The sequence below is a fragment of the Polaromonas vacuolata genome, assembly GCF_012584515.1.
GTDB lineage: Bacteria > Pseudomonadota > Gammaproteobacteria > Burkholderiales > Burkholderiaceae_C > Polaromonas > Polaromonas vacuolata.
Genome location: NZ_CP051461.1, coordinates 2,432,638 through 2,448,836, shown reverse-complemented (window position 1 = coordinate 2,448,836; position 16,199 = coordinate 2,432,638). Strand labels below are relative to the sequence as shown.

13 protein-coding genes and 1 pseudogene are annotated in these 16,199 nt (G+C 53.5%); all 14 read right to left on the bottom strand.

The window, feature by feature from the left end:
- Positions 1-3: 3 nt before the first annotated feature.
- On the bottom strand, positions 4-1,125 hold the full coding sequence (locus HC248_RS11120) for a Tle-like phospholipase domain-containing protein (RefSeq protein WP_168922533.1): 1,122 nt from the start codon (positions 1,123-1,125) through the stop codon (positions 4-6).
- A gap of 233 nt (positions 1,126-1,358) precedes the next feature.
- Positions 1,359-1,829: a CesT family type III secretion system chaperone gene (locus HC248_RS11115; protein WP_168922532.1), complete on the bottom strand. Its 471-nt coding sequence runs from the start codon at positions 1,827-1,829 to the stop codon at positions 1,359-1,361.
- Between the two features lie 411 nt (positions 1,830-2,240).
- Positions 2,241-3,215, bottom strand: a pseudogene (locus HC248_RS11110) (M14 family metallopeptidase).
- Complete coding sequence (locus HC248_RS17840; protein WP_272953612.1) at positions 3,212-3,493, bottom strand: helix-turn-helix domain-containing protein; 282 nt, start codon at positions 3,491-3,493, stop codon at positions 3,212-3,214. Before HC248_RS17840 ends, HC248_RS11110 begins: the two are co-directional and overlap by 4 nt.
- 69 nt (positions 3,494-3,562) lie before the next feature.
- The gene (locus HC248_RS11100) at positions 3,563-4,834 is read right to left on the bottom strand and encodes a serine hydrolase domain-containing protein (RefSeq protein ID WP_168922531.1); all 1,272 of its coding nucleotides are present in this window, start codon (positions 4,832-4,834) and stop codon (positions 3,563-3,565) included.
- Between the two features lie 160 nt (positions 4,835-4,994).
- The gene (locus tag HC248_RS11095; protein WP_168922530.1) at positions 4,995-5,441 is read right to left on the bottom strand and encodes a GatB/YqeY domain-containing protein; all 447 of its coding nucleotides are present in this window, start codon (positions 5,439-5,441) and stop codon (positions 4,995-4,997) included.
- 112 nt (positions 5,442-5,553) lie between these two features.
- A complete protein-coding gene (gene rpsU, locus HC248_RS11090) occupies positions 5,554-5,766 on the bottom strand; it encodes a 30S ribosomal protein S21 (RefSeq protein WP_007872347.1) in 213 nt (70 codons plus the stop codon).
- A gap of 238 nt (positions 5,767-6,004) precedes the next feature.
- Positions 6,005-7,237: a BaiN/RdsA family NAD(P)/FAD-dependent oxidoreductase gene (locus HC248_RS11085; protein WP_168922529.1), complete on the bottom strand. Its 1,233-nt coding sequence runs from the start codon at positions 7,235-7,237 to the stop codon at positions 6,005-6,007.
- Positions 7,238-7,380: 143 nt separating this feature from the next.
- Positions 7,381-8,388 carry a hypothetical protein gene (locus HC248_RS11080; protein ID WP_202882375.1) on the bottom strand — a complete coding sequence of 336 codons (1,008 nt, stop codon included), beginning with the start codon at positions 8,386-8,388 and terminating at the stop codon, positions 7,381-7,383.
- Between the two features lie 164 nt (positions 8,389-8,552).
- Positions 8,553-9,371, bottom strand: a complete 819-nt coding sequence (gene cobA / locus HC248_RS11075) for a uroporphyrinogen-III C-methyltransferase (RefSeq protein WP_168922528.1) — start codon at positions 9,369-9,371, stop codon at positions 8,553-8,555.
- A gap of 24 nt (positions 9,372-9,395) precedes the next feature.
- Complete coding sequence (gene ybiB / locus HC248_RS11070; protein ID WP_168922527.1) at positions 9,396-10,307, bottom strand: DNA-binding protein YbiB; 912 nt, start codon at positions 10,305-10,307, stop codon at positions 9,396-9,398.
- 122 nt (positions 10,308-10,429) lie between these two features.
- Positions 10,430-13,294, bottom strand: a complete 2,865-nt coding sequence (locus HC248_RS11065) for a nitrate reductase (RefSeq protein ID WP_168922526.1) — start codon at positions 13,292-13,294, stop codon at positions 10,430-10,432.
- The gene (nirD, locus tag HC248_RS11060) at positions 13,291-13,677 is read right to left on the bottom strand and encodes a nitrite reductase small subunit NirD (RefSeq protein WP_168922525.1); all 387 of its coding nucleotides are present in this window, start codon (positions 13,675-13,677) and stop codon (positions 13,291-13,293) included. The genes HC248_RS11065 and nirD overlap by 4 nt, the downstream gene beginning before the upstream one ends.
- Positions 13,678-13,718: 41 nt before the next feature.
- Complete coding sequence (gene nirB, locus HC248_RS11055; RefSeq protein ID WP_168922524.1) at positions 13,719-16,163, bottom strand: nitrite reductase large subunit NirB; 2,445 nt, start codon at positions 16,161-16,163, stop codon at positions 13,719-13,721.
- Positions 16,164-16,199 lie beyond the last annotated feature (36 nt).

Here is a 16,199-nt window from a genome sequence, read left to right as displayed (position 1 = left end):
TAATTATTTTGCCGAATCACTATCGCTGCTGTCATTTATTAATCTTGTAGATTCTTGATTTTTGGCTTGCTCAACATCAACATCAGCAACGGCAAGCGCATTAATGGCGCTTTGCAGTCCAGGGAATCTATGATTGCCGCCGCCTTCTACGTCGTAACGCGTGCCCAGTTGACTCAAGCCAAACGGCAAATGCCGGTTTTGTAAGCCCTGACTTAAACTGTCTGCGGTGGAATTGAAATGTTCCACCCGTGTCGCATTCTTGAGTTTGCTTTTGCCGACCTCTCCAAGGTCAACGAGTTTGTCGCACAAGGTTCCTGTCAAACCCATAGAGTTAAAGCAGGTAACAGAGGCAACACCCGCTTTAATCCCTGCAAACTGAGCCAATGCACCACCTAGTGAATGACCTTGGACATGAATATTTTCTGCTCCGTACTGGCCTGCCAGGTCACTGACTAGATCGCGCGCCATCCGAAATGAGCTGTCGGCAACACCCAATACGCCCAATACATCCGACATCCAAGTTCCCGGTTTTCCGTCTGTTCCCTTGAAGGCCACATATATTTGGTTATCGGGCCCTTTGCTAATACTCACACGCAATGCCGAGGTCGTTTTACCCGTCATGAGCAAGGTTTTTTCATTCGCTGCTTTGGCTTCTTTGTAATACCGTTGGAACCTAGCTGGAACCTCATCTTTCTTTAATGCTGAAAAGCCCGATGGCAACACGTTATCTTTTCCACTACCTACGGCGCGTTGCAACGCCACTAAGTTGGTGATCTCTGCGGCCTTCGCTTGGGTTAGTTTTCGCGCCGGTTCACCGCGCGTCATAAAAGCATCTTTGATGAGGCTCGCTCCGGTGCTTCGCAGCGATGATCCGTACTTGCCCAAGCTGAGAAAGCCGGTGGTTAGTCCCACCCCGCCTACAGCTATCCCCGCTAGACCTTTGAGTGAATTCACTACGCCTCGCTCAGCCAGAGTGACTAAATTTCCAGTCATACCAGCGGCTGCGCCAATAATATTGCCAATATTTTTGATACCAGAACCGGTATTGTTAATAATAAATCTACCTGCTGGGTTGTTGATTTTTGCGCCCGCTGCTTCTATCCCCATACCGGTTTTGGCGATCAATCGACCGGGAAGACGCAGCGTGCTGCCAATTAAGCGTCCCAGCGACAAGCCAGAACCACCCCATGTAGCAAATTTACTCAGATCGCTATGTTGAGAGGGTCTAGTTTCGTTCTTAATTTGCACTAGCCCTTTAGTAGCTGACGCCTTTTTATTTGTCCCCTGCAGAGTGTCTGGCTTGCTAGGCGTGAGTGGCTGCGACGTGTGGTTAATTTTCATTTCACGTTTTCCTTGTCTTAACAACGAATCATTGAACTTAAGATTTGGTGCGTATTGTGTTGACCATAAGGCATTGGGAATTCGCTAATCATGCGGCCTTTCATGGCAACCGATAGTTCGATGAAGTGGCTTAAGCAATCGGCAAACTTATGGTCATCGATAAGGTCAATACGTTCTGCAAAAGTCAGTAGTAACGATGAGGTACGCGCATCAAAGCCAAAACTGGCACCACCTGTTTCTAGGGAAAAGTTACCCAGCGCAAGGGCTTTTTTCATCAACGCGCATTGGGCCTGTACATCATCAGGCAAGCGCAGTAGTGGGGTGTAGAAACAAAATATATCGCCCTCTTCAGGCACTTCAATCAACACGTGTGTCCCATCTGTACAGTCTAGGTATGCGCCGCCATTCTCATCTAATGACAGGCTTAATCCTCTTTGATGGCCTATGTTTTCTAGCCAAGCACTGACAACTTTTCGATTCGATTTCATGATTGGAAAAAATCCTTTATTCGTAAGTTAAGGATAAAAACCGAATAGTGTATAAAAATATTACATATATCCACAAGTATTTTGCACGCTGGGCTATTGGTTGACAACTCAATTTTTTTAATTCTCATCTTTTTTTAGGTCTGAAGTGTGGCTGCAGCTTGTCTGCATGGCTAAGCAGCTAAGCGTGATGAGGGCCTAAACACTGGCTTGTCATTCGTGCTAAGCAGCTGCTGCGTTTTTTGATGGTTTGGCTGCTGAATCAGCCGTTATGCAGCAGTGTTTGACCAAAGCCGCGGCGGTTGGTTTTGTTGCATGCGTTAAAGCAAAACCCATTCAAAACGCATTTAAAGCAGATGCAAAGTCTCAAAATGAATCGCCCAGACTTTGCGAGTCATGGGCGATAAACCTTTTTCAGAGTTTGCGTCTATGCGCAAAGCGCACCACGGTCACGCCGGCTTTGGCTTGGCGTGTAGATGGCATCACCAGCACACAGTTGTCGTAAGGTGTTGTCACTGCTTCGCTCTCGTTCCAACCTATGACGGTGCCGGCTTGGGCAATCATCTCTAAACCTTGGTAGGGCTGGTCAAAACGAAAATTCTCACTCTTACAAACCACTGCTCCGGTCACGTCAAGCGCCCACTGCTGCGCGGCATCGGCTTGGCGCCATTCTGGCAACAGTTGTACCAATGTTTCTGCGCTTATGACTTTAGATTCTTGCAAAAAGCGCACGCATATGTCTTGGGCTACGGTGCGGCTGGATTTCTCACCGTGAAAGCCGCATTCAATAAGTAGTGAACGCGTGCCGTTATCGCTGTCTTCACAGAGGTCTGAAAAACGCCCGTAGTCGCGCATGCGTACGCCGTCTTTGTGGCCGGCATCGACGACTATGTACTCGGGGCTGCGTAGTGCACGGGCAAGCTCAATATTGCGCGCCTGCATGCCAGTCAGCAGCAGCGGTGCGGCCGCTTCATGCATGCTGTGTAGATCTAGTAACTAATCGGCTTGCGCCACAAAGGGCTTTAACGCTTGGGCGCGGCGCCGCTCTTGCGAGCTTGTTGTTTGCAGTCGCTCAGCCGACCATTGGCGGTTCAGGTCTTCATCGACAAAGCGCGAGTTGTCATGCGCGTTGATATCGAAGCGGTCAAACGCGGCGAGGTTGCAAAAGGCCAATGTGAGTCGTCCCTGCTCGGGGCGAATAGCCGCCTCTAACAGGCCTTTAATTGCCCATGCGCCGCACAATTCGTTGCCATGCACTAGCGCGCTAATCATCACTGTGGGGCCGGGTTTGCCTGAGTCAAATTGCCAGACGCCTTCGACGCCGGTGTTGCCTGCGCGCCAAGCGGTGATGTCTGGCTGGGTTAAATCAAATGGTAGTGCGGTGTTCATTCTGTGATCTTTGCAAAGTCGACAATGCGTTTGTATTTAAGGCTTTCTTCACTCAAAAACTTCGGCATGTCCACATCGAGTTTGGATACGGTTGAACCTGAGTCTTCCAGCTTCAAAGGCGAGCGCTTGTCTTCAGTTGTGCCCGGCGCAATAAGGCTGGCGCAGCGAGCCAAACATCGCATCAAGGCCGGCGGCGTGACGTTGCGTAGTTCCGCTGCACGACTAAAGCTGCGGGTTGCCGCCAGTGCTACGAAGTCTTCAAACCATTTCAGTTGCATGTAGTGGGGAGCGGGTTGGTAGTGACACCGCGCTGATTTTTTTGCAGCACTGGTTGGGGTTAAAAAACTTCAGCGAGTCAGCGCGCCGTAAACCAGATCTTGAACTTGTTCGCGGTAGTACTTACGAATTTCTCCCGGCGCAGCTGTGCCGTAAGCCACCACTAGGCCAGCTTTTGGATCGGCAAAAAAGCCTGTGCCGTTGGCACCGTTCCAACTGTATTCGCCGACGTTACCGGGTACTGCGGCTAAGCCTGCTTGTGTGCGAACGGCGACGCCCAGACCAAAGCCGTAACCTTGGCGATGGGGTTCGATATTACCCACGCGGTTAACTATCTCTGGGCCTAAATGGTTGCTAGTCATTAATGCGACGGTGCTAGGGCTCAAGATTTGCACGCCCTCTAAAGAGCCGCCATTGAGCAGCATTTGACCAAAACGGATGTAGTCACCCATAGAGCCAAAAGCGCAGCTGCCAGCGCAGTTAAACGTTGTCTGGCGGTCCAGGCTGGCAATGCTTTGTGGCTTGCCGTTTATTGGGTTAATTGCCAAAGGCCGGGCGATGCGGTTGCGCTTATCGCTTGGCACAACAAAGCTGGTATCGGTCATTTTTAAAGGTTGGTAAAGCACTTGACTCAAATGCTCGCCAAGGGATTTTTGGGTGACGTCCTCCACCACCGCACCAAGCACATCCATGGACAGGCTGTATTCAAAAACACTGCCGGGTTGATGCACCAGCGGCAGTTTGACCAAGGTGTCGACTAGGTCGCGCGAGGTGCCGATATATGACGCTGCACCGCCGCTAGGGTAGAGGGCGGCGATAGGGCTAGAACCATCTGGCCGACCGCCATAGGTCAGGCCTGAGGTGTGGCGAAACAAGTCATGAATCAAAATCTCGCGTTTCATGGGCACCGTTGTGATCTTGCCGTCTGGACTAGGCACGCCCACTTTCATCTCAGCAAAGGCGGGGAAATATTGCGAGAGCTTGGCTTGCAGCGGCAAGCGGCCTTGTTCTGTGAGTGTCAATGCGCCAACTGTCGCCATGATTTTGGTCATCGAGGCGAGCTGAAAAATCATGTCGGTTGTGGCGGGAAGATTTTTTTCTTTATCGGCGTAGCCAAAGGCTTTGAAGTAAATGAGTTTGCCATCCCGCGCGATCGCCACGACTGCGCCTGGGACTCGATTTTGCGCAATCTCGCGTTTGAAAAAAGCGTCGATATTCTCCAGCCGCTGGCTAGACATGCCCACGCTTTCCGGTGCCGCGGTTGGCAGGGGTTGTGCTAGCGCTTGCGAGGCAGTAGCCGCGACTAGCAGCGTTCCCATCACGGCGGCAATTATCTTAGGCATCAAAGAACTCCAGTTGATTCAGTCAAAAGAATTACCTTAATCCTAAGCTGCTAAATTGCTCTGCGTAGTTACCCCTGAACCCAGTAAAGATCAACCTTAATCTGTGACTTTGACTAATGCTCGATAAATGCTTGAAGAAGGCGTGATCAGTTGATTTTTGTTATCCGGCTAACGCGGCCTTCACCGCGGCTGAGACTTGACCCATGTCGGCCTTGCCAGCCAGCGCAGTTTTGACTGCACCCATGACTTTGCCCATGTCGCCGGGGCCGGTTGCGCCTAGCGAGGTAACGATTGCTTGGACCGCTGCGCGAACTTCTTCTGCGCTCATTCGTGCTGGCAAATAAACTTGCAAGACCAGTTGTTCTGCAGCTTCTTTATCGGCTAAATCTTTGCGTTCGGCTTTCTCAAAAGCTTCAATTGAATCTTTGCGCTGCTTAATCAGTTTGTCGACGATGGCGATGACTGCGACATCGTCTAAAACGATGCGCTCGTCGATTTCTTTTTGCTTGATAGCGGCCAGCAGCAACCTAATTGTGCCCAAACGTTCGCTGTCTTTGGCGCGCATGGCGGTTTTCATGTCTTCAGTGATTTGTTCTTTGAGTGTCATATCAGTTTCCTGCTGGGTTGATTTTGAAGGGTTTAAAAAAACAAAAAGCCCGCATGAGCGTCCTCGTGCGGGCTTTTATTGAGTTGCCTTGCGGCAATACCCAACGGAAGTCTTAGTACAGTTTCTTAGGCAACTGCATCGAGCGAATACGCTTGTAGTTGCGCTTAACAGCAGCAGCTTTTTTACGTTTACGCTCAGCCGTTGGCTTCTCGTAGAACTCACGTGCACGCAAGTCGGTCAGCAGGCCGAGCTTTTCAATGGTGCGCTTGAAGCGGCGAAGAGCTACGTCGAAGGGCTCGTTATCTTTTACGCGAATTGTCGTCATTGATGAAGGGATCCATTTGTTGCGTCTTTAGTGATCTGATCAGAATCAGGCCAGACGCGGGTTTGCTAGCAAAGCCTAAGAGTATAGCTTACACAATTTAGCTCGCGCCTGAGTGCATATGCTGTGTTCTCTTGGAGTGGTGATTATCGCTTTGTTTTGCGTGCGTTTTGCCTGAGCCGTGAAATTAGGTGAACACAATGCGGCATGTCTAGCGTGCTGTGAGCAATTAGGCTCAATTTCAGTGCGCCGCCAACGCTTGCGCGCACGCAAAACCCGAGGCCCAAGCCCATTGAAAGTTGTAGCCACCTAACCAGCCAGTGACATCAACTACTTCGCCGATAAAGTACAAACCTTTTTGTCTCGACTCCATGGTCTGGGATGACAGCTCACGCGTGTCCACACCACCTGTGGTGACCTCGGCTTTTTTATAGCCTTCCGTACCGTTGGGGGTTAGCTGCCAGTCGCTTAGGCGCTGGGCCAGGGTTTGCAAGGCTTTGTCGGTGGCGTCGTTGATGGGGCGTTGCAAGGCCTCGTCTGTGCTGGTCCAGGCTTCCGCTAAGCGGCTGGGTACTAGGCTGGCGAGCTCGTTGGCCACTAGCTTGCGTGAACCGGCTTTGGTGCGCAGCAGCGTAGCGGCCAGATCGACACCGGGTGCTAGGTTCACACGCACGGGCTCACCCGCTTGCCAGTAACTCGATATTTGCAGTACTGCTGGCCCGCTCAGACCGCGGTGGGTAAATAGCAAGTCTTCAGCAAAAACGGTGGCTTTTTTGCGCTGCTTTGGACTTGCGTCAGCCGCACCAGTTTCCATCAGTACCGGCAGCGCCAAACCGGCGAGTTGCGCAAACGGTTGCCAATCGAGACCATCAAAAGTCAAGGGCACTAGCGCTGGTTTGGGCTCAATCATTTTTAAACCAAATTGGCGCGCAATCCGGTAGCCAAAATCTGTTGCGCCTATCTTGGGGATGGACAAGCCGCCCGTGGCAATCACGATTTGCGGTGTTTGAATCAATCCTCTGTCGCTGTGAATATGATAAAAATCAGTACCGGTTTGCGCAGGCCCGTCTAGGCTTTTGACTGCGCATGGCTGCCAGCGCGTGACGCCGCCCAGCGCGCATTCAGCCAACAATAAATTAATAATGTCTTCGGCCGAGCGGTCGCAAAACAGCTGGCCTTTGTGCTTTTCATGAAATGGCACCGCATGCTTTTGCAGGAGTTCGACAAAGTCTTGCGGTGTGTAGCGCGACAGAGCGGAGCGGCAAAAATGTGGGTTCTCGCCCAGAAACTGCGCCGGCGTGGTGCCGATATTGGTGAAGTTGCAGCGCCCACCGCCAGAGATACGAATTTTCTCAGCGACTTTTTCGCTGTGGTCTAAAAGTAAAACTTTAAGACCCCGTTGACCGGCCTGGCTTGCACAAAATAGACCGGCTGCACCTGCACCAATCACCACTACATCAAAACTAGCGCTCATGGCTGGCCTTTTTTGATCAGACGAAAAAGGTTTAGAGCAGGGCGCTGTATGGCGTTTGAAGATGAAGGGTGTTGGGAGTAAGTCATAGACCCGCAAAGTGTAGTCGTGCGCTGGCCCCCAAGCGGGCACTAAGTCTATTCAGATCATTGTTTAACGATGACCGGATGGACCGTGAAAACATTCTCACTTTTGGCGTCAACCGTCACACGCACCCAATGAATTTGTGGGCTGCCAAAAGTCTCTAAGCGGGTGAAGTTGCCCAGCATGCGGTTAGGCGCATAAAGCGGCTTGTCTAGCTTGAAGTAATGCGTATCGCCATGCACAAACAGCACTTGACCTTTGAACTGCTCGGTCTCGCTGGCTAGCTTGTCCATGAAATTGCGGTAGCCGCTAACAGCTGGGTTTTGGCTCTCGTCTAAGTCTTCGGTCTCCGGCAAATCAAAGCCGGGGTCGGCCTGAATCACCAGCACAATACCGGCGGCTTTACTCGCTTTGGCGGTGGCAAAACTCTCTGCCATCCACGTCACGTTAGCTGCGTCGCGTTCTAAGTATTCGGCGTTGCTAGCCTCGCATTGGGCGGGCGTACGGGCGCTTTTTTTGGCGCAGTCTTTCTCGTTCAAAATTTTGTTGTTATTGCTACCCGGCATATTCAGACCAACGAAAACAATGCCGTTGTGGCGAAAGCGCGTGTTCTCATAAAACGCTTCACCGCGCTGGCCTTGGTGCTCTAGCGGCAGCGTGGTTTTACCCAAGCTGTTGGCGGTTGGGAACATGACTTTGCGCACATGTGACAAACGCTCTAGGCCGTCATAACCGCCGTTGTTTAGGCGGTGGCAGTCAGTCCATTCGTTATCGCCTGGCACGTAAATGACGGGTTTTTTCATCTCGCCAAACATGCTTAATGCGGCAGTGTAAATGTCGTCTGTGCATTTGGAGCTGCCGTCTTTGATGTCGCCGTCGTAGATTGAAAAAGCGATGTCTGACTGATTAATACTTTTAAGTACGGCGGGGATTTTTGCTTGATCACCGGCCTTGGCGTAAGGCATGTCGCCCCACAAACCAAAGGAAAAATTCTGTGCTTGGGCTGCGCCAAAAGTCAGTGCCAAGGCGGCACAGACTAAACTTTTACGCAGCAAGGGTGTCAAGGTCATGATGGGTTTTTCTTTAAAAAAGTCCATCATAGTTTTTGACTGTGACCAATTAATTACTGATTTAACGGGCTGTGGTGTGGATTAAAAAATTAATCACGCAAGCCGCACAGCTCAGATCACTGGGCAGTTCTCACCGACCTAAGCTTTGTCGTGAATTTCTGTGATCAGTTTGACACCTGATGCAGCAGGGGTTGCGGCTCGTTTATCTTCAGTGCCAGCAAACCCTGCAGCACATCGCCAACCACAATCACGCTGGGGCTTTGCAAATGCTCTGATTGAATCGTCGCGCGCATCTGTGCCAAGGTGCTGACTGCATGGCGCTGTGTGCTTAGGCTGGCGTTTTGAATAATCGCCACTGGCGTGCTGGCGGGCAGGCCTTGCAGCAGACCGTCTTGGATGTGCCCAGAGCCCGACACGCCCATGTAAATCACCAGCGTTAGCCTGGCTTGCGCCGCAGTAGCGCTAAGCGCGCCCCAGTCACAACCCTCAGCGCCAGGCCTGGCGTGACCGGTCACAAACACGACGCCGTAGGCATGGTCGCGGTGGGTGAGCGGCACGCCCAAGGATGTCACGGCGGCCAGCCCAGCGGTGATGCCGTTGATGACAGTTACCTCAACGCCGGCGGCGCGCAAATGTTCTTGCTCTTCACCACCTCGGCCAAAAATAAACGGGTCGCCGCCTTTTAGTCTGACCACGTCATCGCCTTCGCGCACGGCCATTAGCATGAGTTTTTCAATAAAGGCTTGCGGTGTTGATTTGCAGCCGCCGCGTTTGCCGACATGAACAATACGTGCGTTGGGGCTGGCAAACGCCACGATTTCGTCGCTGACCAAATCATCGACAAACAATACGGTGGCTTTTTGAATCGCTTTCAAGGCCTTTAGCGTGAGCAGTTCCGGGTCCCCCGGTCCAGCGCCTACCAGTGTGCAACTGCCTAGGCGGATAGTGCCACTTTGATCGCTGTGAATGTTGTCCGGGTTCATTTTATTTTTCCTTGTGGCTGGCGGCTAGATTTGATTAACCAGATGCAAGATATGCGCCACCTGCTTCTCAATAGAAGCGGGTATTGGCTGACTACCTTGCATGACAGCTCGAATGTAATCCGAAGTAATTATTGCATCCACGCCCTTGGGTAATTCGGGCAAGCTGGCCAACGTGCCGGGCTGTGTCGCTTGCAGCAAGCTGCGTTGGCCTTTGATAAAACCTTCCATCTGCGGCATGCGGCGCGCATCGGCGACGACTTCGCCCTCGGTGCCACGCAGCAGCATGGCGTTAGCGAGTGTCAGCTCAAAAGTCTGCGCCATTGACAGTGCATATTCCGGATGGGTATAGCTGCTGAGCACCAAGCTTTTGCCTGCACAAGGATTCATGATCTTGACCAAGCTGTGCGCCGGGTTACGCAGACCGACCATGCGCCGCACATCTAGCAATTTTTTCAGTGCTGGGCACAGCACTTCTGTGGGGATGAAGGCAACTTCTCCAGGCGCAATGGCGCTTACTTGGTCTTTGGCTGTGATCTCTAGCGCGGCCAGCACTTCAGTCACAAATTGCCGACTGTTCTCTGTCGGTGTGCCGTGAATGAGTACTGCTAGACCTTCACGCGCCAGCAGCAAAGCCAGTAGCGGTGTCAGTAGCGGCAGCTTGCGTGCGCCGTTGTAGCTGGGTATCACCACTGTGGTGCTGCCGCTGTCATGCGCTGGGACTAGTTGCAGGCGCTGGTGCACGGCGTCCAAAAAGCCAGCCATTTCAGTCGGTGTCTCGCCCTTGATGCGCATGGCCAGACAAAAAGCGCCGATTTCTAAATCCGAGACTTGCGCGTCCAGCACTTGGCTGAGCAGATCGGCAGCTTGCGCTTGCGTGAGCGACCTAGCGCCGTCTTTGCCGCGGCCGATTTCTTTGATGTAGTGGCTAATGCCCATGAGTGTTTTCCATGAGGGCGATTGTCGGGCAATACGCGGGCTGATTTTTTTTGAGGTTTTGTGATCTGTCAGGGCTTGGCTAAACGCGAAGCCCTGACTTTATGCCTGTGCTTATGCCGGGCTTAACCGGCTTTGCTCAATGCATTGGCCGCGCGTATCCGGCGTTTGAGCTCGGGCACGCAAGAGCCGCAGTTGGTGCCGCACTGAAGCTGGTCTTGCAAGGCTTGCAAGCGCTGGCCATCAGTGGCGATAAAGCCTGCGCCAGCGGTGAGCAAAATACCTTGGCGTAAGTCCTGCAAGCACGTATCAATCGCCGTATCGTTGACGTTAAAACAGCTGCACACCAACTTGCCGCGTGCTTGCACCGCAATCGGCGCTTTCGCACCCGGTTGCAACAGTAAGCGGCCGTAAGACTGGGCGGGTAGCTGCTCTAGCAGCAAAGTCTTTATCCACGCCTGTGCGCTGGTGTCGCCGGCCAGCACAAAGCCCGTCAAATGGGCGTTGTCGCTAACTTGTTGTAAGCGCATGCTGCGGCGTTGGCCTTTTTTGCGATCGGCGTAGTGCAGGCAGTCTTTGCCGTCTAAACCCAGTATGGCTTCGATCTGGCTGACCAATTCATCGGGTGGTGCTTCGTAGGCGGCGGCTCTAAACAGTAGGCCGCTGCGTTCTTGCTCGGGCTGCTCTAGCGGCGCGTTATTAGAAAAAGGCACGCTGCTGGTAAAGGCAAAAGCTTGCATCAAAGGTTTAAGTTGCTGGCGCACGCTAAGCACTTTGCCGGGCGCAATCCAGGCCATGGCCAGCAGCGTCCACGGCATCTCAGCCTGGATTATTTTGACCGTTGCGTGTTTGAGTTCGGGCTGTTTAGAGCTGGGGCAATAAGCCGAGGTAGTCAGTGCATTCACGCCGGCTAGCGGCGTGCCCGCTGCCGACAAACCACTTAAATACTCTTCTCCCCAGTGCATGGCGATAAACGCTTGGCTGGGCGCAATCTCATTCGATGCTTGCACCGGCACCACTATCGAGCCGCGCTTGGAGGTCACATGCACCAGTGCGCCTTCGACCAATAATCGGCGTGCCATATCTTGCGGGTTCATCTGCACAGACGGCTCGGCCACATGGCCAAACAAGCGACCCAGCGTGCCGGTGCGCGTCATGCCATGCCACTGATCGCGCAGCCGGCCAGTGGTCAGTGAAAACGGAAAACGTGATTCACGCGGCTCAGCCACTGGTTTGTAGACAGTGTTGACAAAGCGCGCTTTGCCGTCTGGTGTGGGGAAGACTGCGTCTTCGTAAAGCCTTGCCTTACCCGTGCTTTGGCCCTCGGTTAAGGGCCATTGCTGGGGGCTGGCTTCAAGCATGGCGTAGCTCATGCCGGTAATGTCTAAGTCGCGTCCACGGGTGGATTCGCGGTGTTCGTTCCAAATCGTTTCCACGCCCAATTCGGGCTTAATCACAGAGTAGGGAAACAGTGTTTTTTCACGGCCAGTTTTGGCCTCAATCCGCTGTGCAAAATCCACCACAATGGCCCAGTCGTGGCGGGTTTGTCCCGGCGCTGCAACGGCTGAGCGCACGCGGCTGATGCGACGCTCGCTGTTGGTGACCGTGCCGGTTTTCTCGCCCCAAGTGGTCGCTGGGAGCAAGATGTCGGCCCAGTCGCAGGTCGCGGCGGTGGCAAAAGCTTCTTGCACTACAACCAGTTCAGCGCGCTCTAGTGCGCGTCTGACGGTGGCTTGGTCGGGCATGGATTGGACTGGGTTGGTGCAAGCAATCCACAAGGCTTTTATCTCGCCATCGGCTGCGGCTTGAAACATCTCCACCGCGCTTTTGCCGGGCTTATCTGGCACGCTGTCCACGCCCCACAGTGCGGCAACTTCGGCGCGGTGTTCAGGGTTGGCCATGTCGCGGTGGCCGCTGATTAAATTCGCCAGACCACCGACTTCACGCCCACCCATGGCGTTCGGCTGGCCGGTCAATGAAAACGGGCCGGCTCCCGGTTTGCCGATCTGAGCGGTAGCCAGATGCAAATTAATCAAGGCGGCATTTTTTGCCGTGCCGCTGCTGGACTGATTCAGGCCTTGGCAGTAAAGGCTGAGCGTGGCGCTGGAGGTGGCAAACATTTTTGCCGCCAGCATCAAGTCATCTTTTTTAATTCCACAAGTTTCGGCCACCAATTCGGGCGTGTAGTCGCGCACTGTGGCTTTAAGGGCTTCAAAGCCGGTGGTGTGATTGCGGATGTAGGCGTTGTCCAACCAGCCTTCCCACAACATGATGTGCAGCATGCCGTTAAACAGCGAGACATCGGTGCCGGGCTGAATCGGTAAATAGAGGTCGGCAATCTCTGCGGTGTCGGTGCGGCGTGGGTCGCAGAAAATTATTTTTAACTGCGGATTCGCCGCTTTCGCGTCTTCAATGCGCCTAAACAAAACCGGGTGTGCGTAGGCGGTGTTGCTGCCGACTATGAAAATGCACTCGGCGTGTTTGACGTCGTCGTAGCAGGTAGGCGGCGCATCCGCGCCCAGTGTTTGTTTGTAGCCGGCGACGGCGCTACTCATGCAAAGGCGGGAATTGGTGTCTACGTTGTTGGTACCCAGCAAACCCTTGGCGAGTTTGTTAAAGACGTAGTAGTCCTCGGTGAGTAACTGGCCTGAAATATAAAAACCCACTGCATCCGGGCCATGCTCGGCAATGATTTTTGAAAAACCACTGGCTGCAAAATCCATCGCGTGATTCCAGCTCACGGCGCTGGCTGTAGCTTTAGGTTCAGACTTTCTGTTTAGCCGCTGCATGGGTTGCAGCAAGCGGGTTTGTTCGGTGATAGCAGCGCTGGCGGTGAGTGCCAGCGTTGAGCCCTTGGTGCATAAGCGGCCGTAGTTGGCAGGGTGATCCGGGTCGCCCCGAACGCCGGTAATTTGCGCGCCTTCTGTGCTGATGATGACGCCGCAGCCAACACCGCAGTAAGGGCAGGTTGAACGGGTTTGCTTGCTCATGCGCAGGCGGCTTGCTTGCCCGCAGGGCCGGCGACTGGCCGGGTCAAATCAATCGCTAATGTGGCCAGTTCTTGCAGGTTTAAATGCACGGCGTCGCCCTCCATACGCACTTTGAAAGCCGGTGTGCAACCCACATCTGGCGCGCTGGCGCAGCCGCCAGCCAGACCTATGGTCCAGTTGTGCATGGGGCAAGCAACGCTATTGCCAAAGACTATGCCTTGACTGAGTGGCCCGCCTTTGTGCGGGCAGCGATCTAACAGGGCGAACACGGCGTCGCCATCGGTGCGGAACAAGGCCACGTCCATGCCATGGGCGCGTTCAACACGGCGCGAACCGAGCATGGGGATGTCGCTGACCAGACAGATTTTTTTCCATTCACTCATGATATTTTTTTCCTCTTGATTTTTGAGTGTTGATACTTTATTTAGATCGCGCTGAGTTTTTCAAACTGCCGCGTGTCTACCGATGCATCTTTAAAATCAAACCACGGGTCGGGCTCACCATCGAGCGCAAACTGAAGCTGCTCCCAAAGTGCTTTTCGGCCTTCATGGTCTTCGAGTATTTTCTTTTTCACATGCTCAAGACCGACTCGGTTCACATAGTGGACCGTGCGCTCAAGATACCAGCCTTCTTGGCGATACAGCTCACAAAACGCGCCAGTGTATTCCAGTACTTCAGCCGCGGTTTTGACTTTGGTGAAGAAATGCGCGACTTCAGTTTTGATGCCGCCATTGCCGGCGATATACATTTCCCAGCCTGAATCCACACCAATAATGCCAACGTCTTTAATACCCGATTCAGCGCAATTGCGCGGGCAGCCGCTGACCGCAAACTTGATTTTGTGCGGCCCATACATACGCCACATGGCGCGTTCTAAATCCTTGCCCATTTGCGTGCTGTCTTGTGTGCCCATGCGGCACCACTCATTGCCCACGCAGGTTTTAACGGTGCGCAGCGCTTTGGCGTAAGCGTGACCAGACGGCATGCCAATGTCTTTCCAGACGTTTTGCAAGTCTTCTTTTTTCACGCCTAGCAAGTCAATCCGCTGGCCACCGGTGACTTTGACCGTGGGGATTTTGTATTTGTCCACCACGTCGGCGATGCGGCGCAATTCACTGGCTGAAGTCTCGCCGCCCCACATGCGCGGTATCACGCTGTAAGTGCCGTCTTTTTGGATGTTGGCATGGCTGCGCTCGTTGATGTAGCGGCTTTGCGGATCGTCTTTTGCCTCTTTCGGCCAGGTGCTGGTGACGTAGTAATTAATCGCTGGGCGGCAACTCGCGCAGCCGTTAGGCGTGCGCCATTCCATGAATTGGTAGACCGCAGATATCGTGAGGATTTTGTTTTTACGAATCGCGTCACGCACCGCTTGGTGGCCGTGGTCGGTGCAGCTACACATGGCTTTGAGTTTCGGCGTGGCCGAATAATCGCCGCCGGCGCTAAACATCAAAATTTGCTCGACCAGTCCGGTGCAAGAGCCGCAGCTAGCGCCGGCCTTGGTGTGCTTACGTACTTCATCGAGGGTGAATAAACCTTTGTCTTTAATCGCTTTGCAAATAGCGCCTTTGTTCACGCCGTTGCAGCCGCAGACCTCTGCGCTGTCCGGCATGGTGGCGGCTTTGCTGTGGCCTTCGTGGCCGGTGTCGCCAATGTTGGATTCACCAAACATTAATTTCTCGCGTATCTCGCCCACGCTGCGGCCGTCGCGCAGCAGCTTGAAGTAATAGCTGCCGTCAACCGTGTCGCCGTACAAGCAGGCGCCAACCAGTTTGTCGTCTTTAATTACCAGCTTTTTGTAGACTCCGCCAAACGGGTCGCTCATGACGATTTCTTCCGTGCCTTCGCCGCCCATGAATTGCCCGGCGCTGAACAAATCAATCCCGGTAACTTTGAGTTTTGTAGAGGTTAGCGAGCCGGTGTAGCGACCAATACCAAACTGCGCCAAATGATTGGCGGCTACCTTGGCTTGTTCAAACAGCGGTGCGACCAAACCGTAGGCAATACCGCGGTGGGCTGCGCATTCACCGACGGAGTAAATCCGCGCATCGGTAATGGTTTGCATGGTGTCGCTGACCACAATGCCTTTGTCGCAGTGAAGGCGCATGGATTCGGCCAATTGTGTATTGGGGCGTATGCCGACTGCCATCACTACCAAGTCGGTGGCCAGTTCGGTGCCATCTTTAAAACGAATGCTGGTGACGCGCCCTTCATCCGCGCCAATGCCGCCTTGCAGGTCTTGCGTTTGCGCGCCCATTAAAAATTTTAAGCCGCGCTTTTCTAATGACTTTTGCAGCAGTTTGCCGGCCACGCTGTCGAGCTGGCGCTCCATCAGCGTAGGCATGACATGCACCACGCTGACATCCATGCCGCGCAGCATCAAACCGTTGGCCGCTTCAAGACCCAGCAAGCCGCCGCCAATCACCACGGCTTTTTTGTATTGGGTGGCCGCCTCAATCATGGCGTTGGTGTCGGCAATATCGCGGTAAGCGATCACGCCTTTGAGGTCTTTGCCGGGCAGGGGCAGTATGAAAGGGTTGGAGCCGGTGCAAATGAGTAGTCGGTCGTATTCGGCCTCGGTGCCGTCTTCGGCGCGCACTATGCGTTTGACGCGGTCGACGGAGACGACTTTTTTACTCACATGCAGTGTGATGTGATTGTCTTCATACCAAGCCCAGTCGTTCAGCACGATTTGATCAAGCGTTTGCTCGCCGGCTAATACTGGGCTGAGCAAAATGCGGTTGTAGTTGGGGTGCGGCTCTGCGCCAAAAACTGTGATGTCGTACAGGTCGGGTGCGATTTTAAGCAGCTCTTCGAGCGTGCGAACACCGGCCATGCCGTTGCCAATCATGACGAGTTTGGATTTTTTCATGGAGTCACTCCGCTTAGAGATAGTTGTTCTTTGACA